This is a genomic window from Synechococcus sp. CCY 0621, from assembly GCF_019038465.1.
Classification (GTDB): Bacteria; Cyanobacteriota; Cyanobacteriia; order PCC-6307; family Cyanobiaceae; genus Cyanobium.
The window spans coordinates 321,451-341,303 of the sequence record NZ_JAFKRH010000031.1; the positions used below are offsets into that span (position 1 = coordinate 321,451).

19 protein-coding genes and 1 pseudogene are annotated in these 19,853 nt (G+C 69.8%); 6 read left to right on the forward strand and 14 right to left on the reverse strand.

Annotated elements, in window-relative coordinates; all coding sequences use genetic code 11:
* Positions 1-30 precede the first annotated feature (30 nt).
* The 8 genes from acsF to KUG43_RS10890 all read right to left on the reverse strand — a co-directional run bounded on the left by acsF (position 31) and on the right by KUG43_RS10890 (position 6,437).
* On the reverse strand, positions 31-1,122 hold the full coding sequence (gene acsF / locus KUG43_RS10855; protein ID WP_216908873.1) for a magnesium-protoporphyrin IX monomethyl ester (oxidative) cyclase: 1,092 nt from the start codon (positions 1,120-1,122) through the stop codon (positions 31-33).
* Positions 1,123-1,240: 118 nt separating this feature from the next.
* Entirely contained in the window at positions 1,241-1,684 is a 444-nt protein-coding gene (locus KUG43_RS10860) for a DUF2996 domain-containing protein (protein WP_216908874.1), read from the reverse strand.
* Between the two features lie 77 nt (positions 1,685-1,761).
* Positions 1,762-2,289 (reverse strand): hypothetical protein, encoded by a 528-nt coding sequence (locus KUG43_RS10865; RefSeq protein ID WP_216908875.1) that lies wholly within the window; start codon positions 2,287-2,289, stop codon positions 1,762-1,764.
* A gap of 11 nt (positions 2,290-2,300) precedes the next feature.
* Positions 2,301-2,951 carry a flavin prenyltransferase UbiX gene (locus KUG43_RS10870; protein ID WP_216908877.1) on the reverse strand — a complete coding sequence of 217 codons (651 nt, stop codon included), beginning with the start codon at positions 2,949-2,951 and terminating at the stop codon, positions 2,301-2,303.
* A gap of 7 nt (positions 2,952-2,958) precedes the next feature.
* On the reverse strand, positions 2,959-5,247 hold the full coding sequence (locus KUG43_RS10875; RefSeq protein WP_216908879.1) for an RNB domain-containing ribonuclease: 2,289 nt from the start codon (positions 5,245-5,247) through the stop codon (positions 2,959-2,961).
* A gap of 140 nt (positions 5,248-5,387) precedes the next feature.
* Positions 5,388-5,696, reverse strand: a complete 309-nt coding sequence (locus KUG43_RS10880) for a TMEM165/GDT1 family protein (protein ID WP_216908881.1) — start codon at positions 5,694-5,696, stop codon at positions 5,388-5,390.
* A gap of 7 nt (positions 5,697-5,703) precedes the next feature.
* Positions 5,704-6,081: a TMEM165/GDT1 family protein gene (locus KUG43_RS10885; protein ID WP_286194630.1), complete on the reverse strand. Its 378-nt coding sequence runs from the start codon at positions 6,079-6,081 to the stop codon at positions 5,704-5,706.
* Positions 6,078-6,437 carry a YkgJ family cysteine cluster protein gene (locus KUG43_RS10890; protein WP_216908883.1) on the reverse strand — a complete coding sequence of 120 codons (360 nt, stop codon included), beginning with the start codon at positions 6,435-6,437 and terminating at the stop codon, positions 6,078-6,080. The genes KUG43_RS10885 and KUG43_RS10890 overlap by 4 nt, the downstream gene beginning before the upstream one ends.
* Here KUG43_RS10890 and KUG43_RS17340 point away from each other — a divergent pair.
* A pseudogene (locus KUG43_RS17340) lies at positions 6,409-6,645 on the forward strand (hypothetical protein); the annotation flags it as partial. The gene KUG43_RS10890 and the pseudogene KUG43_RS17340 overlap by 29 nt on opposite strands.
* Here the strand turns inward: KUG43_RS17340 and KUG43_RS10900 are convergent.
* Positions 6,544-7,977, reverse strand: a complete 1,434-nt coding sequence (locus KUG43_RS10900; RefSeq protein WP_353618004.1) for a chloride channel protein — start codon at positions 7,975-7,977, stop codon at positions 6,544-6,546. The pseudogene KUG43_RS17340 and the gene KUG43_RS10900 overlap by 102 nt on opposite strands.
* On the reverse strand, positions 7,974-9,890 hold the full coding sequence (gene recJ, locus KUG43_RS10905) for a single-stranded-DNA-specific exonuclease RecJ (RefSeq protein ID WP_216908885.1): 1,917 nt from the start codon (positions 9,888-9,890) through the stop codon (positions 7,974-7,976). The genes KUG43_RS10900 and recJ overlap by 4 nt, the downstream gene beginning before the upstream one ends.
* Positions 9,891-9,978: 88 nt before the next feature.
* On the opposite strand from recJ, the gene KUG43_RS10910 reads away from it, so the two are divergent.
* Genes KUG43_RS10910 through KUG43_RS10920 form a run of 3 tightly spaced genes read left to right on the forward strand, consistent with a single transcriptional unit; the run spans position 9,979 to position 12,012 of the window.
* Positions 9,979-10,740: an HAD-IA family hydrolase gene (locus tag KUG43_RS10910; protein WP_216908887.1), complete on the forward strand. Its 762-nt coding sequence runs from the start codon at positions 9,979-9,981 to the stop codon at positions 10,738-10,740.
* On the forward strand, positions 10,737-11,084 hold the full coding sequence (locus KUG43_RS10915) for a DUF565 domain-containing protein (protein WP_216908889.1): 348 nt from the start codon (positions 10,737-10,739) through the stop codon (positions 11,082-11,084). The genes KUG43_RS10910 and KUG43_RS10915 overlap by 4 nt, the downstream gene beginning before the upstream one ends.
* Positions 11,074-12,012 (forward strand): hypothetical protein, encoded by a 939-nt coding sequence (locus KUG43_RS10920; RefSeq protein ID WP_216908891.1) that lies wholly within the window; start codon positions 11,074-11,076, stop codon positions 12,010-12,012. Before KUG43_RS10915 ends, KUG43_RS10920 begins: the two co-directional genes overlap by 11 nt.
* Here KUG43_RS10920 and rpmF read toward each other — a convergent pair.
* Positions 11,970-12,152, reverse strand: a complete 183-nt coding sequence (rpmF, locus tag KUG43_RS10925) for a 50S ribosomal protein L32 (RefSeq protein ID WP_216908893.1) — start codon at positions 12,150-12,152, stop codon at positions 11,970-11,972. The genes KUG43_RS10920 and rpmF overlap by 43 nt on opposite strands.
* Positions 12,153-12,289: 137 nt before the next feature.
* On the opposite strand from rpmF, the gene ftsH reads away from it, so the two are divergent.
* The gene (gene ftsH, locus KUG43_RS10930) at positions 12,290-14,116 is read left to right on the forward strand and encodes an ATP-dependent zinc metalloprotease FtsH (protein WP_216909089.1); all 1,827 of its coding nucleotides are present in this window, start codon (positions 12,290-12,292) and stop codon (positions 14,114-14,116) included.
* Here ftsH and KUG43_RS10935 read toward each other — a convergent pair.
* From KUG43_RS10935 to thrC, 3 genes are all read right to left on the reverse strand, one after another.
* Complete coding sequence (locus KUG43_RS10935) at positions 14,054-15,052, reverse strand: cupin domain-containing protein (RefSeq protein WP_216908894.1); 999 nt, start codon at positions 15,050-15,052, stop codon at positions 14,054-14,056. The two genes, ftsH and KUG43_RS10935, sit on opposite strands and share 63 nt — an antisense overlap.
* An 87-nt stretch (positions 15,053-15,139) precedes the next feature.
* On the reverse strand, positions 15,140-15,415 hold the full coding sequence (locus KUG43_RS10940; RefSeq protein ID WP_216908895.1) for a MoaD/ThiS family protein: 276 nt from the start codon (positions 15,413-15,415) through the stop codon (positions 15,140-15,142).
* Between the two features lie 43 nt (positions 15,416-15,458).
* Positions 15,459-16,739 carry a threonine synthase gene (gene thrC, locus KUG43_RS10945; protein WP_216908896.1) on the reverse strand — a complete coding sequence of 427 codons (1,281 nt, stop codon included), beginning with the start codon at positions 16,737-16,739 and terminating at the stop codon, positions 15,459-15,461.
* A 175-nt stretch (positions 16,740-16,914) separates the two neighbouring features.
* On the opposite strand from thrC, the gene KUG43_RS10950 reads away from it, so the two are divergent.
* Entirely contained in the window at positions 16,915-19,803 is a 2,889-nt protein-coding gene (locus tag KUG43_RS10950) for a UPF0182 family protein (RefSeq protein WP_216908897.1), read from the forward strand.
* Positions 19,804-19,853: the final 50 nt, after the last annotated feature.

The window sequence follows — 19,853 nt, forward strand, 5'->3', positions numbered from 1 at the left end:
GAAGAACTGGACCGATTCTGGCGGGTCGCCTCAGCGCACGGCGGGCTGGAAGCGCTCGCTGCGAATCGGTGCCATCAGGAACAGGCGTGCCATCTGGACACCGTTGCCGACCCAGTGGGGCAGCTTGCGCAGGGCACGCACCGGCGCCGGACCGCCGGAACGCTCTGCCCGATCAAGGGCCGCGTTGTTCTGCACCAGCTTCTCCAGCCGCTCGTAGAACTCAGGGTGCTCGACGTTGAGCACCACGGGGAACACCCGGGCGGAGGTTTCGTTGGTCTTGGCGATCACGTACTTGTCGTAGGTGCGGGCATCGAGCCCGAGGGCCTCGTAGAACTCTTTACGGGCCACGTCACGCACATACATGGTGGCAAAGACGGCCAGCAGGAAGAAGCGGCACCACAGGCGGGCCGTGAAGCCACGCACCGTATCCGGTTGGGCCTTCATCAGGGCATCGAAGAAATCGCCGTGACGGTTCTCGTCCTGGCACCAGTTCTCGAAAAAGTTGAAGATCGGGAAGATCTTGCTTTCGGGATGCTGCTCGAGATGGCGGTAGATGGCGATGTAGCGCCAGTAGCCGATCTTCTCGGAGAGATAGGTGGCGTAGAAGATGAACTTGGGCTGGAAGTGGGTGTAGGCCTTGCTGGCCGTCAGGAAGCCCAGGTCGAGCTGCAGGCCGAAATCGGCCATGGCCTTGTTGAGGAAGCCGGCGTGGCGGGCCTCATCGCGGGCCATGTGGGCGAAGCATTCGGCCAGCAGGGGGTTGCGCTCCTTGATGCGGCGGCTGAGTTCCTTGTAGAGCAGGAAACCGGAGAACTCAGAGGTGCAGCTCTGCTCAAGGAACTCGACGAACACCCGGCGGGTTTCTGGATCGAGTTTGTCGGCGGCGCCATCGAACTGGCCGTCGCGGACGAAGTGGTGGCGGTTGTAGTCCTTGCGGAACTCCTCGCAGATGGCCTCCAGCTCCACTTCGTTGGGCCGCAGATCCATCGCCGCCATGGCGTCGAAATCCGTTGTGTAGAAGCGCGGGGTGAGGATCGTGTCCTTCACCGGGTCCTTGATGGCCGGGGCATCCGGGGTGCCCACCCGGGGGGCGGTGGGGGCTTGGGTGGCGGGAGGCACCATCGCGCTGGACGTTCAGAGAGCTCGGCCGCCATCGTAGGCATCGATCCCCGCGATCGGTCCGGATGTGAAGCCGTGCATGCGAAGCCGTGGATGTGAAGCCAGAGAAGGGTTCGGTCGCTCAGTTGGGGCCGAGCCACTTCTGGCCGTTGAGGCGCTGCACAACCCGTGACACCAGCAGCTGGAGCGTCATCTTCTTCTCATCGATCAGGAACGACTCCAGCAGGCTGGGGCTGCCCCCCCCTTCCGTCAGGGCGATGGTCTTGGCAGAGCTGATGTCCGGCTGGGTGAAGCAGAGCCAGAAACGTCGCTCGCCTGGAAGCTTGCCGCGGACCATCCAGCAGTCCGCCCCCACCACGGGCATGGCGCCCTGCTCAAACTCCAGTTCGGGGGACGGCCCTCCGTAGGCCTCGATCTCCTTGATCAGGGCCGGCAGCAGCAGCTCCGGCACGAACGCCTCGAAGGGCTTGTCCTCAGGGGCGGGGGGCTTCGCCTTCGGGGCAGCTGTCTTCGCCTCCGGCGTGGTGGCGACAGGGGCTGGCGTGTTGCTGGGGGTCTCGGTCACCGGAGCGATCCCTGGGCGCGTTGGTGTGGGGACTTTAGGCAGCGTGCTCCAGCCTCAGGTGTGCGCGGAGACGGGACTCACCACTCCTCGCCATCGCCATCGCCCCAGCCGTCATCAACGGTGGCCACGGCAGCAGGGCGCGACACCGCGGCCGGCTCGGGACGAAAGGGCCTGGGGGCGCCGCCCTCGGGGCGGTGCAGCACGCGGTAGGGCACCGAAACCGTGGGTGCAGGTTCGCCGGGTGCACGGCTGGGGCCGGCGGGTGCTGCGGCGGCCGGGAAGTCGCTGGTGCTGGGGGGTCTGGGCGTGGATCGCGCTTCGCTGCTGCCACCCCAGGGCGCGCTCCAGGGCTCACGCTCCTGACGGCGGTGCACGGTGCGGCGCAGGGACGGCCGCTCCCCCTGGCGCAGGGCCAGGGCCGTGGCGCTGGCGCTCAGGGCCGCACCACCCCCGGCGGCGATGGCCATCCACAGGCCGATCGGCAACGCGGGGGTCTGCCAGATGAGCAACCGCAGGGGCAGGGTGGGCCTGGGGTTGAGGGCCGCCACCAGCAGGGTCGCCAGCAACGGCGACAGCAGGGGCAACAGCAACAGGCGGTGCAACACGGTCCGGAGCGTCAGGGGATGGAGGCTTCGTCCGCAGCAGAGCGGGCCACGGGCCCCTGCCAGCGCTGCAGGGAGCCCAGTTGGAGGCCGAGGGTGTCGAAGACGCGGATCACCAGGAAATCCACCATCTCACTGATCGTGGTGGGTTGGTGATACCAGGCGGGCACCGGCGGGGCAATGCGGGCACCGGCCTCGGCCAGACGGGTGAGGTTGCGCAGGTGCACCAGGTTCCATGGCAGTTCCCGCGGCGCAATCACCAGGGGCCGGGCCTCCTTGAGGTGGACATCGGCCGCCCGTTCGATCAGATCCAGGGCCACCCCGGAGGCGATCCGCCCCACCGTTCCCATGCTGGCCGGCAGGATGACCATGCCACGGGTGAGGTAGCTGCCGCTGGCGATGGCGGCGGCCTGGTCGTTCCAGCGATGGCAGTGGAGCCGGCCGGTCGTGCAGCCGGTGCGCTCACGCCAGAACCGCTCCTGGGCGTCGGGCTCCGACGGCACCCGCAGGCCCATCTCCGCCTGCCAGACACCGATCGCGCCGCGGCTGGTCACCATTTCGACCGACTGGCCGTCCTCAAGCAGCAGCTGCAGGGCCCGTTCGGCCAGGGGCTGGGCGGAGGCGCCGGACACCGCCAGCACCACGGGGAGCGAGGCAGGCGCCATGGGCGGCTCAGGCCTCGCTCTCGGGCAGGACCTGCTCGCTGTCCGTGGGGCCGTTGTCACCGTCCTGCTCGAAGGTCTCGGGCTGGAGCACGGCCAGGTCGATCTGATGGCGCAGGGCGTCGACCTTCTGGATCTCCACGTCCACCCCGTCCCCCACCATGTAGGTGCGACGGAACTTACGGCCCACCAGGCGGTTCTGGCGGGAGCGGTATTCGTACCAGTCGTCCTTGAGGGAGCTGACGTGCACCAGACCCTCGACCTGGGACGGGGGAACCTCGACGAAGAAGCCGTAGCTCTGCACGCCGCTGATCACCCCAGGCAGGGTCTGGCCCACCAGGGGCTCGGTGTGGCGGGCCTGGGCCAGGGCCAGGGCATCGGACTGCAGTTCCTGCAGGAAGCGGCTGCGACCGTTGAGGCGCTGGGCCAGGCCATGCTCCAGGCCCTGCTGGTAGGGGGCCAGCTGGCCAGGGGTGAGCAGGGGCCAGTCGGTGCTGCCATGGCAGGTGTCACTGGCCAGGTCGGTGCTGATCTTGTGGCGCACGCTGGGCCGGTCCTTGCCATCCACCAGCAGGGTCACGAGCAGCTGCTGGTTCCAGAGGTCGGCGTAGTGCAGGCCAGGGCAGCACCAGGGCGCCAGGGCGATCGCCTCGCCGGCCACGGCGTGGGGGCCGGCTTCGGGCGCCAGCTGCACCGGCCTCAGGGCATCACGCAGCTGCTGCTGCAACGGACGGCCCCGGTCGGTGGCGGCGAAGACGGCGGCCAGTTCGGCGGCGCTGGCATTGCCATCGGCGCTGAGCTCCATGGGGATGTCCAGGGCCAGGGCCGCCTTGGCGACGTCGTTGATCTCGGTGGCTTCCGCGGCCGGGTTGAGGGCAAAAAGGGCGGGCAGTTCCAGGGCCAGCAGGTGGCGACCCAGGGCCCGGTGGGCGACCAGGACGGCTTCCCTCAGGATCGCCACAGGATCCTCGGCGGGCAGTTCCACCAGCCAGCCCTGCTGGGCCGCATCCGGCGCGGGCACCTGCAGGTCGCCCAGGCTGTCGATTGCGGGCATCGGCAGATCGAGATCAATCGAACCCGCCGCCAGCCGCCGCTGGCGCAGCAGGCCACTCACCTGGACCAGTTGCTCCAGCAGGGGCAGGTGGTCCTTGAGGGCCTTGAGGGGCGCGGGGGTGGTGCGGGCCTTGGGCTTGCGCTCGGCCAGGGCGTGCATGGCGGCCCGGTCGACCCGGGCAGCGGGGCTGACCTGGCTCAGGCTGAAGCGGAAATGTTCCAGGTTCCCCTCCCCGTCCAGGTCCAGGGCCACCGAGACGGCCGCCTGGCTTTCACCGGGACGGAAACCGCTGGCCTTGGCCAGGGCCGGGGGCAGCAGGGGAAGCCAGCGGCGTCCCACACAGATCGCCTCACCCTGGTCCCGCAACCAGGTGTCGAGGCTGTTGCCCATGCCGATCCGCTCGGCGATGGCGGGGCTGTGCACCCAAAGCCGCCAGCCCCCTTCCCGCTCCTCCAGGGACACCGCCGGAAGACCGGGCGCCTCAGCACCCTCCCAGGCCTCCAGCAGCAGGGTCGGCAAGGCGGTCAGATCGGCACGCCCCTTGGCCACGGGCTGCTTCAGGGTCGTGCGGGGACAGGCCGGCCGTTCCTGCAGGCGGTGCTTGGCCAGCAGCAGTTCGGTGTCGGCGGCCTCACCGCCATGCACCGGCAGGCTGCGGGCGACATGGCCGGCCGGACCGAACTGGGCCACCGGGAAACGGTCGATCTTCACCTCCACCACCGCCTCCTCGGGCGGGTCGAGGTGGACCGCATCGTCCTCGGTCAGGGACACGGCCGTCAGCAGCCTGTCGTCGAGGGGAACGGCGACCAGCTGCCCGTCCTGGCGTTCCACCTGGGCCAGCAGGCTGGGGGTGTGGCGCTCAAGGATGCACTGGACCCCCCCTTCCGGAGAGCGGCGCCGGCCCCCCTCACGGGTGATCCTGACCAGCACCCGGTCACCGTTCCAGGCGTGATTGAGCTGGTGGTCACGGATGTAGATGTCTTCACCGCCGTCTTCCCGCAGGGCGAAACAGAATCCCTTGCTGGAGCAACGCAGGCGGGCCGGGATCAACTCGGGGGTCTCGCGTGAGCGCAGACCTTCGGCGTCCTCCTCCACCAGCCCCAGACGCTGCAGGGCCTCCAGGCCGATGCGCAGCTGCTGCTTGCAGGACTTGGTGGTGAGGCCCAGCGACTTCTCCAGCTTGGCGAGGGCCACCGCATCGGTCGTGGAGAGATGGTCGAGCAGGTCGGCGACCGTGAACTTCATCGGATGGGGGTACGCAGGGGAGGGCGTTGCCGGAGCAGCGCGATGGCCAGGGAGGTCCTGAGCGCGACGGGGGTTCGGCGGCCCCGCTGCTGGCTGGATGGCCCGAGGGGGCGCTCGCCATCACGGGTCATGTCGCGACTCTAAGGAGCAGGGGTGTCGGCGTCCTCGCTGCTCCCGGCGCCGGAGCGGAGGATCAGGCGGCTGCCGATGATCAGGAAGCCGGCGGCGGCGGCCAGCTGCAGGCCATCGGTGGGGATGACGCTGGAGAGGGAACCACCCGCCGCCGCCCCCACCAGACTGGCCAGCACCAAGGCCGTGGCACTGCCGGCGAAGACGGCACCGGGCCGGTTGGAGGTGCCGCTGATGCTGACGATGGCCAGTTGCGTCTTGTCGCCGAGCTCGGCCAGAAAGACGGTGGCGAAGGTGGAGGCCAGCAGGGCGAACGGCATGGGGATCTCAGGAGGTGAGCAGATGCAGGGGCGCCAGGTGCAGCACCGCCTGGCGCCCGAGCCACAGACCCAGGGCCACCATCAGCACCCCCGCCGCCCGCTCGAGCTGGTGGGCGGGCATGACGGTGGAAAGCCAACGGCCCAGCAGCACCCCCACCAGGCTGGAGCAGATCAGGGCCAGGGAAGCCCCCACGAACACCGTGAAGGGTCGGCCCGACTGGGCCGACAGCAGCAGGGCGGCCAACTGCGTCTTGTCGCCCAGTTCCGCCAGGAACACGGTGGTGGCGGTGCTCAGGAACACCGTGATCCAGCTGGAGGGAGCCGGGGTGTCGGTCGGCTCCGGCGCAGGCGTGGGCTGATCGGGGGCGTCGGGGGTGCTGCTCATGACGACTGACGGATCGTCCGCAGAAAACGGTGCATCACAGCGTGGCGGCCGCCCAGCTCGGCACGGATCTGCTCCTTGCAGGAGGCGATGGCCAGGGCCTCGGGATCGTCGCCGGGCTGGCCGAACAGGGCGACCAGCTGATCCACCCGGCAGAAGTCGGGTCGCTCCGCATAGATGCGGCAGCGACGGGAGCCGGTGTCGAAGTGGCGGCACCAACCGTCCTCTCCCACCATCGAGAGGTAGAGCTGTTGCTGCTCGGGGTCGAGGGCCTCAATCGCGTCGCCCCTGAGGGCCGGATCGAGACGGCAGCAGGAGCCGCAGCCGCTGATGCAGTGCCAGTGCTCGGATCGGGGCAACGGAGCGCCACAGGTTGTCCCATTCACTCACACCCCACGGCCGGCGCCAGCCATCACAACCGATCACGGCTGCGAGGTCAGAGTTTGGAAGCGGCGCGCAGGCGACCTACACTCCATGCCGATCGTCCCCTTCGCCAGCTGTCGCCCCATGGGTATCGACTTCCATCTCATCTCCAACTTCGGCGCCCTGGCCCTGATCACCCTGGCCGGTCCGGCCGTGATCTTCATCCTCTACTACCGCCGCGGCGCCCTCTGAGCCCACGGGCATCAGCAGGTCGGCCAAGGCGTGATACACCGGCCGGCCCTGAATCGCCTGGCCGGTGTAGGTGGCGATGGCGGCTGCGGCCACCAGGCCTGGAAGGAGCTGCTGATCGCCCGCCAGGCGAATGGCGAAGGCCACCGTCATCACCGGCAGCTGGGTGGCCCCCGCCAGTCCGCCCGCCATGCCCAGGGCCAGGCCCAGGTGTGGATCGCCGGCCAGGGCCCGCACCACCCCCGCTCCGAACACGCCCCCCAGGGCAAAGGCCGGGTCGATCAGGCCGCCGGGAATTCCCGCCGACAGGGCCAGCACCGGTCCGAGCAGCCGGGAGGCCAGCAGGGCCACCCAGGGCCAGTCGAGCGTCGTGTCAGCGTCCTGGTCGAGGACCAGGCGCATCAGGGCTTCGCCATCACCGCCGCTGGCGCCGCCGGTGAGCAGAGCCAGCAGGGCCAGCACCAGCCCTGCGGCCAGGCCGAGACGCAGGGGCCAGCGGCGGGCGATGGGGGTGATCAGGGCCGTGGCCCGCACCAGCAGCCAGGCGAAGCCACCACCGAGCAGGCCGCCGCCGAGGCCGATCGGAATCGCCCACAGCAACTGCTCGAGTTCCGTCACGGGGCTGGCGTTGATCCCCAGGGCGAACATCGGCTGACCGCCCAGGTTGCTCACCAGCGCCGCCGTGCTCGCCAACACCAGGGCCGGCCACACCAATCGCTGCTGGAAGCTGCCGGTGAGCTCCTCCACCACGAAGATCACCCCCATCAGGGGTGTGTTGAAACCGCCGGCCAGACCGGCACCGGCCGCACCGGCCAGCAGATGACCCCGGCTGGTCCGGTGCAGCAGGCCCGGCCAGCGTCGCAGCAGGGCCTGGCCCACCGAGGCTCCCACCTCCACCACCGGGCCCTCGCGGCCCAGGGGGAGCAGGGCCAGGCTGGCCACGGTCCAGAGCCCCAGCCGTTCCGCGGTGGGGGCGGCGCTGAGCAACTGGGCGCCGCGATGGGGATCCTCCAGGCAGAGCATCACCTGGGGGATGCCCGAGCCGGCGCCACGGCGCCAGGGGCCCCGCTGGAACCAGAGCAGCAGGGGCACCAGGGGGATCGGCGCCAGGGCCAGCAGCCAGCCCGGGCCGCTCCAGGGAACGCCGCTGAACGCCGGCAGGGCCGAGAGCAAACGGTCCTGGAGCAGGTCGATGCGGTTGAGGGGCCAGCAGGCCAGCCCCACCAAGGCCCCCAGCAGCGCCAGCTGGATGAGGGAACGCAGCAGACCGAAGCGATGGCGGCTCATCCTGCGGCCATCCCCAGGGCCATGGCCGCCTCCCGCAGCAGGGCCTGCACGTAGGGGTGGGGGGACTCCTCCGAGGCCACGAGTGTGCCGGAGTCGGGATGAATGGGCGAGCGCAGCTCTTCGCCGGCAGCGTTGCGAATCACCAGGCTGTCCCCCTGGCGCCGGCACCAGTAGGTGCGATCCCGCCGCTGCAGCACCACCCCGTCACCGCCACTGCAACGGATCGCCTCCAGTTCCAGCTGGAACCGTTCCACCCCCTGCCAGTCATCGCGGCGCAGCCGGAAGGCCACATCCACCGGGCCGGCCCACTGGCAGGCTCCCTGCCAGCGCCAGGCGATCGCCCGCAACCGCGCCTCCCCCTGGGCCAGCTGCAGCTGGAGGTGGCCACCACGCAACACCTTCTGCTCCACCACCTGGCAACGACTGGTCCAGAACAGGGGCGTGGGGTGGCCGATGCCGAAGGGGGCCAGCCGTTGCAGGTGGTGCCAGAACTCCCGATCGATGCGCTCCAGCCGCAGCAGGGCCTCGGGTTCGACGGCGCGCCCATCCCCCGCCGCCTCCAGCCAGATGGCGGCCAGGGCATCGAGGCGTTCCTGCAGGGCGGCGACGTTCTCGGCCCGCACGGTGAAGCCCCCGGCGGCCGGATGGCCGCCGTAGCGCTCCAGCAGCTCGGCGCAGGCCGTCAGGGCCGCATCCACAGCAAAGCCCTTGGGTGCCCGCACCGAAGCCCGCAGGCGACCGCCCCCCTCCCCCGCCAGCAGGGCCACCGGACGGCCGAAACGTTCCACCAGACGGGAGGCGACGATGCCGATGACGCCGTGGTGCCAGTGGCCCTGAGCCAGCAGCAGGAAGGCGGGCCGACGGGGACCATCGGCCTCCAGCAGGGCCAGGGCCTCCGCCTCGATCGCACCGCAGAGTTCCCGGCGCTGACGGTTGAGGGCTTCACAGGAGCGAGCCAGCTCCAGGGCCCGCTCCGGATCCTCCGTGGTCAGCAGGTCGACCACCAGCTGGGGATCGCCCAGCCGGCCCACGGCATTGATGCGGGGGGCCAGCTGGAAGCCCACCGCCTCCGCATCGACCCGGTGCTTCTCCAGGCCCGCCAGTTGGCGCAGGGCCTGCAGACCAGGCAGGGGGCTGCAGCCGAGATGGGGCAGGCCATCCAACAGCCAGCGGCGGTTCACCCCCTGCAGGGGCGCCATGTCGGCAATGGTGCCGATGCAGAACAGGTTCAGGGCGATCTCCAGCCCCTGGCGGTTCTTCAGCCTCCGGCAGAGGGCGGTGGCCAGCACGTGGGCCAGCCCGACGCCCGCCAGGCCGCGGTAGGGGGAGCCTTCCGGAGTGACGGCCGGGTGCAGCAGGGCCAGGTGCGGCGGCAGTTGGGGCGGCAGGGTGTGGTGGTCGGTGAGGATCACCTCCACCTCCAGGGCGGCGGCGCGCTCGAGGGCCTCGGTGGCGGCCACCCCGTTATCCACGGTGATCAGCAGCCTTACCCCCTCGGCCGCCAGCCGCTCCACCATCGCCGCGTTGAGGCCGTAACCCTCCTCCATGCGGCTCGGGATGGCGGCGCGGGGCCGGGCGCCGAGGCGCCCCAGCACCCCCACCAGCAGGGCGGTGCTGGTCATGCCGTCGGCGTCGTAGTCGCCGCAGATGGCCACCGACTCGGCCGTCTGGCAGCACCGCACCAGCCGCTCGACCGCCAGCTCCAGACTGGGAAAATGGGCCTCTGGCTCGGGGGCAACCTCGGGGTCGAGCAGCTCACGCACTGCCGCCGTCGTCAGCAGGCCGCGACGCCGCAGGATCGCCAGCAGTTCCTCGGGCAGCTCGCCGCCGGCCTCCCAGCCGGTCGCCGCCGGGTCATCGCCGTCCAGCGGAGTGGGCAGCAACCAGCGGCGCTCGTCGACGGCAGGCAGCAACGAACGACGGGCGGGGCCTTCGCATTGTGGGAGGCGGGGCAGCACGACGCACCCCTTAGCCTTCCGAAGGCAACACGTGTGGCATCCGATGGCCCCGGCCCTGACGGCCCTGCTCTGGGACGTGGATGGCACCCTGGCCGAAACGGAGTTCGAGGGCCACAGGGTGGCGTTCAACCGCAGCTTCGCGGCCGCCGGTCTCCCCTGGCGATGGGACCAGCCCACCTACGCCCGGCTGCTGACGGTGAGTGGCGGCCACGAACGGATCACCCATTTTCTGGAGCAGGCAGAAGGCCGCGCCCCCGAGCCAGAGCGGGTGGCGGAGCTGCAACGCCACAAGCAGGCCCTGTACACCGATCTGGTGCGCCAGGGCGGTCTGGCCCTCAGGCCGGGGGTGGCCCGCCTGGTGATGGCGGCCGCGGCGGCGGGCCTGCGGCAGGCGATCGTCACCACCAGTGGCCGCCGTGCCGTGACCTCCCTGCTCGAAGGCGCGCCGCCCGGGGTGGCCGGAGCCTTCGAGTTCTGGATCTGCGGCGAGGACGTGGAACGCAAGAAGCCTGACCCGGAGGCCTACCGGCTCGCGCTGGAACGCCTGGAGGCCGGTGATCAGGGGGTGCTGGTCCTGGAGGATTCCCCGGCCGGCCTGGCAGCCGCCAGCGGCGCCGGCCTGCCCTGCCTGGTCTGCCTGAGTGTGGCGACCCGGGAGCAACCGGCCAGCGCCTTCAGGGCCGCCCGGGCCGTGGTCGAGAGCCTGGAGGAAAGCGAGGGGGCGGTGGTGGTGCACCAGGGCCCGGCTTGCCCCGGCCATCAGGTGACGCTGTCGTGGCTGCAGCGCCTGCTCGATCAGCCATGACCCGCCTCCCCGTACAGCGCACCCGTTTCCAGGGCTTGATCAGCCACCTGGGGACAAGGGTCGCCGGCCAGGTGCGGCGCAGCTGGCGGACCGGCAGCCTGGCCGCCCTGGCCCTGCTAGTGGGATTCTTCTCCGGTCAAAACCTCACCAGCTTCCTGCTGTTCGCCTCTCCGGGGGGGAGGCCGGCCGTGGTGCTCGGCCTGCTGCTGGTGATGGAAGCACTGGTGCGGTTGCGAAGCCGCCTGGTGCGGGGCGAGCCCCCCCTGGGCTGGGTGATCGTCGACAACCTGCGCATCGGCGTCACGTACTCGATCGTGCTGGAGGCCTTCAAGGTTGGGACCTGAGCCGGCGGCCGCCTGGGAACGGCGGTTGGAGCGGGCCGGCGACCTCGGCCCGGTGCACCCCAGCCTGCTGCGGCACCTGGCCGTGCCGCTGCTGCGGCGTCTCGAGGACGGTCTGGGCTGCGGAACCGACCAGCGGCGACCGGTCCTGGCCCTGAATGGGCCGGTGGGTGCCGGCAAGACCAGCCTGGGCCGCGCCCTGGAGCGCCTCGCCGACCTGGGCGGCCTGCGGCTGGTGGTGGCCTCGATCGACGACCTGTACCTGCCCGCCGAGCAACGGCGCCAGGTGCTGGCGGGCAATCCCTTCGGCGTCAGCCGGGTGCCGCCTGGCAGCCACGACCTGCCGCTGCTGCTGGCGGCGCTGGCGGCCTGGCGTGCCGGGGGTCCGCTGCGGCTGCCCCGCTTCGACAAGACCCTGGCCGGAGGCGAAGGGGAACGTTCCGGCTGGCGGGAACAGCCCGCGGACGCCCTGGTCATCGAGGGCTGGCTGATGGGATGCCGAGCTCTTGGTCCAGAGGCCCTGGAGGCATGCCTGCAGAGCGGGGCTGGTCTCGAGGAGCTGACGGCCGACGAACGGCGGTGGCTGCCCATCTGGGACCACCATCTGGCGGGCTACGGGGACCTCTGGGACGCCTGTGATGGGCTCTGGCTGCTGCGTCCACAGTGCTGGAGCCTGCCGCGCCGCTGGCGCTTTCAGGCCGAAGCCAGACAACGGCGAAGAGGTGGCGGCTGGCTCACGGCCGACAAGCTCGATGGCTTGGTGCGGGCCACGGTCCGCTCGGTTCCACCGGCGCTCTACCAGGACCCGCTGCTCAAGCAGCAGCAAGCTCTGGAACTGGAAGGCGGTGTGATCCTCGATGGCAGGAGGCGTTGCCGCCCCCTGGGGACTCAGCTCTCTTCGCTGGCTTCGGCGTCTTCGGCGATCGGGTAGACGAAGCCCTGGGCGCGACCGCTCAGGACGGCCTTGCCCAGCGACATGGCCTTCTGGGCCGCCACACCGGCCTTGGCCTTCCAGTGGGCGTGGCGCTGGTTGCGCTTGCCTTTGGAGGTTTTCTTCTTGGGTACGGCCATCCGGCTATCTCGTTGCCAAACGATGATCCTGCGCCGCCGACTCGCCTTTCGTCAAATGGCTACAGTCCATTTCTGATAAGGATGCCAGGCCTGTGAGCAGCAGTTCTCCTCCGGAGCCGGCCAAACCAGCCCCACCGGTGCAACCGGGCTTCAGTTTCGGGGGCCAGACGGCCGCTGCGCCCTCCTACAGCCAGCTGCTGCGGGACATCGAAGCCGGAAAGGTGAAGAGCCTGGAACTCTCTCCCACCCAACGGGTGGTGACGGCCACGTTCGCCGACGGCCGCAGCCGCCAGGTGGCGGTTTTCAGCGACAACCAGCAGCTGTTGCGCACCGCCGAACAGGCCAGGGTGCCCCTGGCGGTGCGGGATGAACGGCGCGACGACGCCATGGCCGGGCTGGTCACCAACGGCCTGCTGGTGGCTCTGCTGATCGCCGGCCTGGTTCTGCTGGTGCGGCGCTCCGCCCAGGTGGCCAACAAGGCGATGGGATTCGGCCGCAGCCAGCCCCGTCTGCAGGAAGAAGGGGCGATCACGGTGCGCTTCGAGGACGTGGCCGGCATCGCCGAGGCCAAAGAGGAGCTGCAGGAGGTGGTGACCTTCCTCAAGACCCCGGAACGGTTCACCTCCATCGGCGCCCGCATCCCCAAGGGGGTGCTGCTGGTCGGTCCCCCAGGCACCGGCAAGACGCTGCTGGCCAGGGCCATCGCCGGGGAAGCCGGCGTGCCCTTCTTCTCGATGGCCGCCACCGAATTCGTGGAGATGTTCGTGGGCGTGGGTGCCAGCCGGGTGCGGGATCTGTTCCGCCAGGCCAAGGCCAAGGCCCCTTGCATCATTTTCATCGACGAGATCGATGCCGTGGGACGCCAGCGGGGGGCGGGGATCGGCGGCGGCAACGACGAACGGGAGCAGACCCTCAACCAGTTGCTGACGGAGATGGACGGCTTCGAGGACAACTCGGGGGTGATCCTGCTGGCCGCCACCAACCGCCTCGACGTGCTGGACACGGCCCTGCTGCGTCCCGGTCGCTTCGATCGCCGCATCAGCGTCGATCTCCCGGACCGCTCCGGGCGCGAGGAGATCCTCTCGGTCCACGCCCGCACCAGGCCCCTGGCCGAGGAGGTGTCGATGGCCGACTGGGCCCGCCGCACCCCCGGTTTCTCCGGTGCCGACCTGGCCAACCTGCTCAACGAGGCGGCCATCCTCACGGCCCGGCGCCAGAAGAGTCAGGTGGATGACCAGGCCATCGGCGACGCGCTCGAACGCATCACCATGGGGCTGACCGCCGCCCCGCTGCAGGACAGCGCCAAGAAGCGTCTGATCGCCTACCACGAGATCGGCCACGCCCTGCTCACCACCCTGGTGCCCCACGCCGACAAGCTCGACAAGGTGACCCTGCTGCCCAGGGCCGGCGGCGTCGGCGGTTTCGCCCGCACCATGCCCGATGAGGACATCCTCGATTCCGGGCTGATCAGCAAGGCCTACCTGCGGGCCCGTCTTGTTGTGGCCCTCGGCGGCCGGGCCGCCGAACTGGTGGTGTTCGGCCCCAGCGAGGTGACCCAGGGGGCCAGCAGCGACCTGCAACTGGTGCGGCGCATCTGCCGCGACATGGTGATGCGCTACGGCTTTTCCAGCCTCGGCAGCTTCGCCCTTGAGGAAGAGGGGGAGGAGGTGTTCCTCGGCCGCGACTGGATCCGCTCCAGCCCCCACACCTCGGTGCGCACCGGCAACCGCATCGACGAGCAGGTGCGTCAGCTCGCCTGCGAGGCCCTGGAGAGGGCCATCGCGGTGCTCACGCCCCGCCGTGAACTGATCGATGAGCTGGTCAACCGGCTGATCGAGCTGGAAACCATCGACGGCGACAGCTTCCGCGCCCTGGTGGAGGCCTATGAAACGTCTGGCGGTTCAGCCCTCGCCGCCCAGGCCGGAGGCAAAGCGGATGTCGAGGCTGCGCAGGTGGGTGTGTAGGCCGGCGTCCTGAATCGGCAGCAGCCGTGCCATGCGGCCACTTTCATTGCCATGGGAATGCCAGTGGCCGGGCGGCGTGATAAAGGCGCCCCCGGGCTCCCAGTCGATACGGGTGGGATTGAGGATGGTGCCGTCGGCGCGGAGCTCGGTGCCCACCAGGCTGTAGCAGCCGGGGTCGCAGTCGATGATCAGATCGAGGGCCACCGACTGGTGCCGGTGGGGCGGCTGGACGGCACCATCGGGCACCACCCCGAGCATGGCCCAGAGGGTGTGGCTCACGGTGCGGGTGGCGGGCAGATCGGCGTGGGCCAGCAGGATGCTCAGCCGGTTGGACCGGGCGGCGCTGGGGTCGGCCAGCAGCTGCTGCAGGGCCTCCTCCTGGCGGGCGGCCGGGTAGTGGACGGCCGTGAAGCGGGGGGCGGCGGGCAGCACCCCCAGGTAGCGCAGCAGGGGGGCGTCATGCACCCAGTACAGAACGCTCTCTTCGGTGGCGTGCAAAAGCGGATCGGCGCCGGCGGGCAGCACGAACAGATCGCCCCGGGCCCAGCTGAGGCTGAGCGGGGCGCCGAGGGCATCCGCCGGACGCTCCAGCGTGCCGGCGCCACGCAGCACGTAAAACAACGAGCTGGTGGCGGCGGCCGCCGCCTTGAGCCCCTCTCCGGCCAACAGGCGCAGGAAGTGGGCCGCCAGGCCAGGGCTGGTGGCGGGACCTTCGCAACCAAGGGCACCGCTCAGATCGAGGGGCAACACCGCCGTCGGCCCCTGGCCATGGAGCTCGGCGCCCCACTGGTGGTAGCGAATCGGCTCGGTCAGCCCCGGCCGCACCGGATTGGCAGCCTGGCGGTAGTCGTAATAGAGGCCGGCCGACAGCCAGTCGTGGGGGGGACCGCTGCTTCCGGCAGAAACCGTGGGGCTGGAGGCCTGGATCGGTTCCATGAGGAGGAAGCGGATGGGTACAAAAGCTTATGGACATCCGAAGCCCATCGGCGAGCCCCTTCCCCTTGCTGGGGCCCGACTCCGGACTCAGCCGCCGGCAACCGCCGGAACGATGCTCACCTCGTCGCCATCGCTGAGAACCGTTGCCTGGTTGTCCAGGAAGCGGATGTCCTCGCTGTTCACGTAGAGGTTGAGGAAGCGGCGCAGCTTGCCGTTCTCATCACACAGGCGGGCCTGGATGCCGGGGTAGCGACCTTCGAGGGCCTGGAGCAGGCCGTCGATGCTGGCGGCCTCGAGGTTGACGCTGGCCTCGTCGTTGGTGAACTTCTGCAGCGGGGTGGGAATCAGAACCTGGATGGCCATGGAATGCGTCGGTGGGGCAGGAATGGATGGGAAACGGGCGACTTCAGGCCGGCGCGGCCTTGCTCCCATGGGAGGCCTGGGACTGGGCCCAGGCAGCATTGAAGCTGGCAAGCTGCGGCTCGATGGTGTACGGCGCACCGATGCAGGAGGCGATCGCTTCGGTGGTCTTGAGGCCGTTTCCGGTGATGTAGGCGACGGTGGTTTCCGAGGGGTCGATCTTGCCCTGTTCCACCAGCTTCTTGAGCACGGCGATCGTGGTGCCACCGGCGGTCTCGGTGAACACCCCCTCCATCTCGGCCAGCAGCTTGATGCCATCGATGATCTCCTCATCGGTGACCGCCGCGATGGTGCCGCCGGTACGGTTGGCGATGTCGATGGCGTAGGGGCCGTCGGCGGGGTTGCCGATGGCGATCGACTTGGCGATGGTGTTCGGCTTCACCGGGGTGATGAAATCGCGGCCGGCGGCAAACGCCTGGGCGATGGGCGAGCAGCCTTCGGCCTGGGCACCGCTGAAGCGCACGGGCTTCTCCTCGACCAGGCCCACCTTGATGAACTCGTCGAAGCCCTTGCGGATCTTGGTGAACAGGGAGCCGGAGGCCAGGGGGGCGACGATGTGGTCGGGAAGCTGCCAGCCCAGCTGCTCGATCACCTCGTAGCCGAGGGTCTTGGAGCCTTCGGAGTAATAGGGGCGCAAGTTGATGTTGACGAAGCCCCAGCCATAGGTGTTGGCCACCTCGGAGCAGAGCCGGTTGACCTGGTCGTAGTTGCCCTTCACCGCCATCAGGGTGGGGTTGTAGACGAGGGTGCCCAGCACCTTGCCGAGTTCGAGATCACTGGGGATGAAGACGCAGCACTCCAGGCCGGCGTGGGCGGCGATGGCCGCGGTGGAGTTGGCCAGGTTGCCGGTGGAGGCACAGCTGACGGTGGTGAAGCCCAGCTCCCGGGCGCGGGTGAGGGCCACCGAGACGACGCGGTCCTTGAAGGACAGCGTCGGCATGTTGACGCCGTCGTTCTTGATGTAGAGCGAGGACAGGCCGAGACGCCTGGCCAGACGGTCGGCCTTGAGCAGGGGGGTGAAGCCGGTGCCGACGTCGATGGGGTCACCTTCGACGGGCAGAAATTCGCGGTAACGCCAGATGGAGGTGGGACCGGCCTCGATGGTGGCACGGCTGACCCGGCTGCGGATGGCGTCGTAGTCGTAGACCACCTCAAGCGGGCCGAAGCAGACGTCTTCGCAGACGTGGCGCGCCCCAGCTTCATAGGGATGACCGCATTCCTTGCAGCGCAGGCCCGTGAAGGTGGAGCGGGAAAGGGTGGCGGTCAAGTCGGTCCCGGTCACTGGGAACAACGCTAACAGCGGCGGCCAGCGCCTGCCTCTAAAGCCGACATCCGAGATCGGGTATGAAGTTGGCCGTCCGGATCCGGCCGTTACCGCGGCGGAAGGCGATGGCCTGGAGGCGGCACCTTGTCGCCAGCAGGGTTCTGCCTACGCTCCGCTTGTGCCCGATTCCTCCCCCCAGCCGGCCCGCGTGGGGCCACGCCTTGCCGCCGGCCTCGCCATTGCCTTCGGGCTGCTGCTGGCCCTGTGGGCCGCGGCCCGGCTGGGCATCGAATGGCTCTGGTTCGCCCAGTTCGACTTCCAGGGAATCCTGCTGCGGCGCTGGATGCTGCAGATCTCGGCCTTCACGTTGGTCTTCGGCCTCGGTTCAGCGCTGCAGCTGGCCCAACTGCAGCGCTGCTGGCGCCTGCGGCAGCAGGGTGCCGAGGCGCCCCGGCCGGGGGAGCCCCTGCTGCGGCTGGGGAACGGCGCCCTGGTGGTGGTGCTGATCGGCCTGGTGCTGCTGCTGGCCGGTGGCCTGAGCTACCTGCTGGTGCAGGCCCGGGGACTGATCGCCAACCCCTTCAATGGCGATGTGATCACAGGCTTCTCCGTGCTGCGCGATCTGCCGCCCCTGCTGGTGGCCGGCCTGGCGGGGGGCCTGCTGCTGCCGCTGCTGCTCTGGCCCCTCACCACCCTGCGGATCACCCTGGCGGCCTCCCTCGCGGGCTCGGCCACGGCGGTGGCGCGGGGCTGGAGCCTGTGGCTGCCGGCCCTGCTGGCCACGCCCTTCGGCGAGGGGGATCCGATCACCGGTTTCGATCTCTCCTTCACCGTGCTGCGGCTGCCAGCCCTGCGGCTGCTGCTGAGCGTGCTGCTGGCCCAGGGGGTGGTGGGGCTGGCGGCCTGCCTGCTGCTCACGATCGGCAAGAGCCGCATCCTGTCGGATCTGCGCTTCGACGGGCTCAGCAAGGCCCAGCAACGGGTGCTGCAGCCCCAGGTGGCCGCCCTGGCCGTGGTGATGGCCCTCAGCAATGCCCTGGCCCCCTTCGATCTGATGGTGCAGGGCAGCGGCGTGGCCTCAGGGGCGGGCTACGTGGATCTGCACGTGCGCCTGCCCCTGCGGCTGCTGTTCGCGGTGCTGCTCCTGCTCACGGCCTGTGCCCTGCTGGTGCCCCTGCCCCGGGGCTGGGTGCGCCGCGGCGCCCTGCTGCCCCTGGCCGGCACGGCCCTGCTGGTGCCGATCAGCGAATGGGTGATCACGCCCCTGGCCCAGCGCTTCTGGGTGCAGCCGCGGGAGCTGGCGGTGGAGGCCCCGTACCTGGAGCGCAGCATCCGGGCCACCCGCCGCGCCTTCGGCCTCGAGAATGTGCGAACGCTGCGGCTCGAACCCAACCAGGCTCTGACGAAGGCGGATCTGGCCAGCGCCCCCGGCACCCTCGACAACATCCGCCTCTGGGACAGCCAGCCCCTGCTGGCCGCCAACCGTCAGCTGCAGCAGTTGCGGCTCTACTACACCTTCCCTTCGGCGGCGGTGGATCGCTATCCGCTGCAGGGCAAGGCGGCCCGCAACGGCTCCCAGCAGGTGCTGATCTCGGCCCGGGAGCTGGACAGCAGCGCCCTCCCCCCCGGCTCGCGCACCTGGCTGAACCGCCATCTGGTGTTCACCAACGGTCACGGCTTCACCGTCTCGCCGGTGAACGCCTTCGGCGCCGACGGCCTGCCCCTGTTCTTCGTCAAGGACCTTGGCAGCAGCGGCCGGGTGCAGGGGATCCCCAAGCTGGGCATCACCGACCAGGAGGCCCGGGCGGCCCTGCCGGTGGGCAGCCCGAGCCTGTACTTCGCCTCCGGGCCCTCCCCCTACGCCATCGCCCCCACCAAGGTGAAGGAGTTCTCCTATCCGGAGGGCGAACTGAACGTCTACACCCATTACACCGGCACCCGGGGCATCTCCCTTGCCCATCCCCTCAACAGGCTGGGCGCGGCGATCTACCTTCGGGAGCCGCGGCTGCTGTTCACCGGCTCCTTCACCGACCGGTCGCTGCTGCTGCTGCGGCGGCAGGTGAACCAACGCCTGACGGCCCTGGCGCCGTTCCTGCGTTTTGAAAGCCAGCCCTACCTGGTCACGGCGCGGGTGGCCGGCAGTGCAGGCTACCGGCCGGAGCAATACCAGTACTGGCTGCTGGATGGCTTCACCACCAGCCGCTCCTATCCCTACAGCGATCCCAATCCCCAGGGACTGCGCTATTTCCGCAACCCGGTGAAGGCGGTGGTGGATGCCCACGACGGCCGGATCTGGTTCTACGTGAATGACGCCAGGGATCCGGTGCTGCGCACCTGGATCCGCGCCTTTCCCGAACTGTTCCGGCCGCTCTCGGCCATGCCGAAGGCCCTGCTCGCCCACATCCGGGTGCCGAAAAGCCAGTTCGACATCCAGGCGGAGCGGCTGCTGCGGTACCACGTCACCGACGTGCGCACCTTCTACAACGGCGACGACGTCTGGGCGGTGCCCACCGAGATCTACGGCGAAAGCAGCGTGCCGGTGTCGCCGTACCACCTCACGATGCAACTGCCCGGGCAGCAGCGCTCCGAGTTCGTGCTGCTGCTGCCCTTCACCCCCCTGCGGCGCTCCAACCTGGTGGGCTGGCTGGCGGCCCGCAACGATCCACCCCACTACGGGGAGCTGATGCTGGTGCGCTTCCCCCAGCAGCGGCTGCTGCTCGGCCCCCAGCAGATCACCGCCCTGATTGATCAGGACCCGACGATCAGTTTCCAGTTCGGTCTCTGGAACCGGCTCGGCTCGCGGTTGTTCCGCGGCAATTTGCTGGTGTTGCCAGTGGGCGAGGGTCTGCTCTACGTGGAGCCGATCTACCTGCAGTCAAAGAGCAACGATCTGCCCACCCTGGTGCGGGTGGTGGTCACCGACGGCCGGCGCTTCGTGATGGAGCGAAGCCTGCGCCGGGCCCTCGACCGACTGGTGGACGAGGCACCCACCGGCAAGGAGGCCGGTGACGCCAGCAAGCCCCTGCCCCTGCCGGCTGGAGCGCCGGTGCCCCTGCCCCTGCCCTGAGCGCCATGAAAAAGGGCCCCTGAGGGGCCCGGAAGGATCGTTGGAGATCG

What these genes read in the sequence shown, in the direction of transcription:
- acsF (WP_216908873.1), bottom strand. Translation starts at nt 1,122, where the DNA reads ATGGTGCCTCCCGCCACCCAAGCCCCCACCGCCCCCCGGGTGGGCACC.
- KUG43_RS10870 (WP_216908877.1), bottom strand. Translation starts at nt 2,951, where the DNA reads ATGGCGCCTGCCTCGCTCCCCGTGGTGCTGGCGGTGTCCGGCGCCTCC.
- KUG43_RS10875 (WP_216908879.1), bottom strand. Translation starts at nt 5,247, where the DNA reads ATGAAGTTCACGGTCGCCGACCTGCTCGACCATCTCTCCACGACCGAT.
- KUG43_RS10880 (WP_216908881.1), bottom strand. Translation starts at nt 5,696, where the DNA reads ATGCCGTTCGCCCTGCTGGCCTCCACCTTCGCCACCGTCTTTCTGGCC.
- KUG43_RS10885 (WP_286194630.1), bottom strand. Translation starts at nt 6,081, where the DNA reads ATGAGCAGCACCCCCGACGCCCCCGATCAGCCCACGCCTGCGCCGGAG.
- KUG43_RS10900 (WP_353618004.1), bottom strand. Translation starts at nt 7,977, where the DNA reads ATGAGCCGCCATCGCTTCGGTCTGCTGCGTTCCCTCATCCAGCTGGCG.
- KUG43_RS10910 (WP_216908887.1), top strand. Translation starts at nt 9,979, where the DNA reads ATGGCCCCGGCCCTGACGGCCCTGCTCTGGGACGTGGATGGCACCCTG.
- KUG43_RS10915 (WP_216908889.1), top strand. Translation starts at nt 10,737, where the DNA reads ATGACCCGCCTCCCCGTACAGCGCACCCGTTTCCAGGGCTTGATCAGC.
- rpmF (WP_216908893.1), bottom strand. Translation starts at nt 12,152, where the DNA reads ATGGCCGTACCCAAGAAGAAAACCTCCAAAGGCAAGCGCAACCAGCGC.
- KUG43_RS10935 (WP_216908894.1), bottom strand. Translation starts at nt 15,052, where the DNA reads ATGGAACCGATCCAGGCCTCCAGCCCCACGGTTTCTGCCGGAAGCAGC.
- KUG43_RS10940 (WP_216908895.1), bottom strand. Translation starts at nt 15,415, where the DNA reads ATGGCCATCCAGGTTCTGATTCCCACCCCGCTGCAGAAGTTCACCAAC.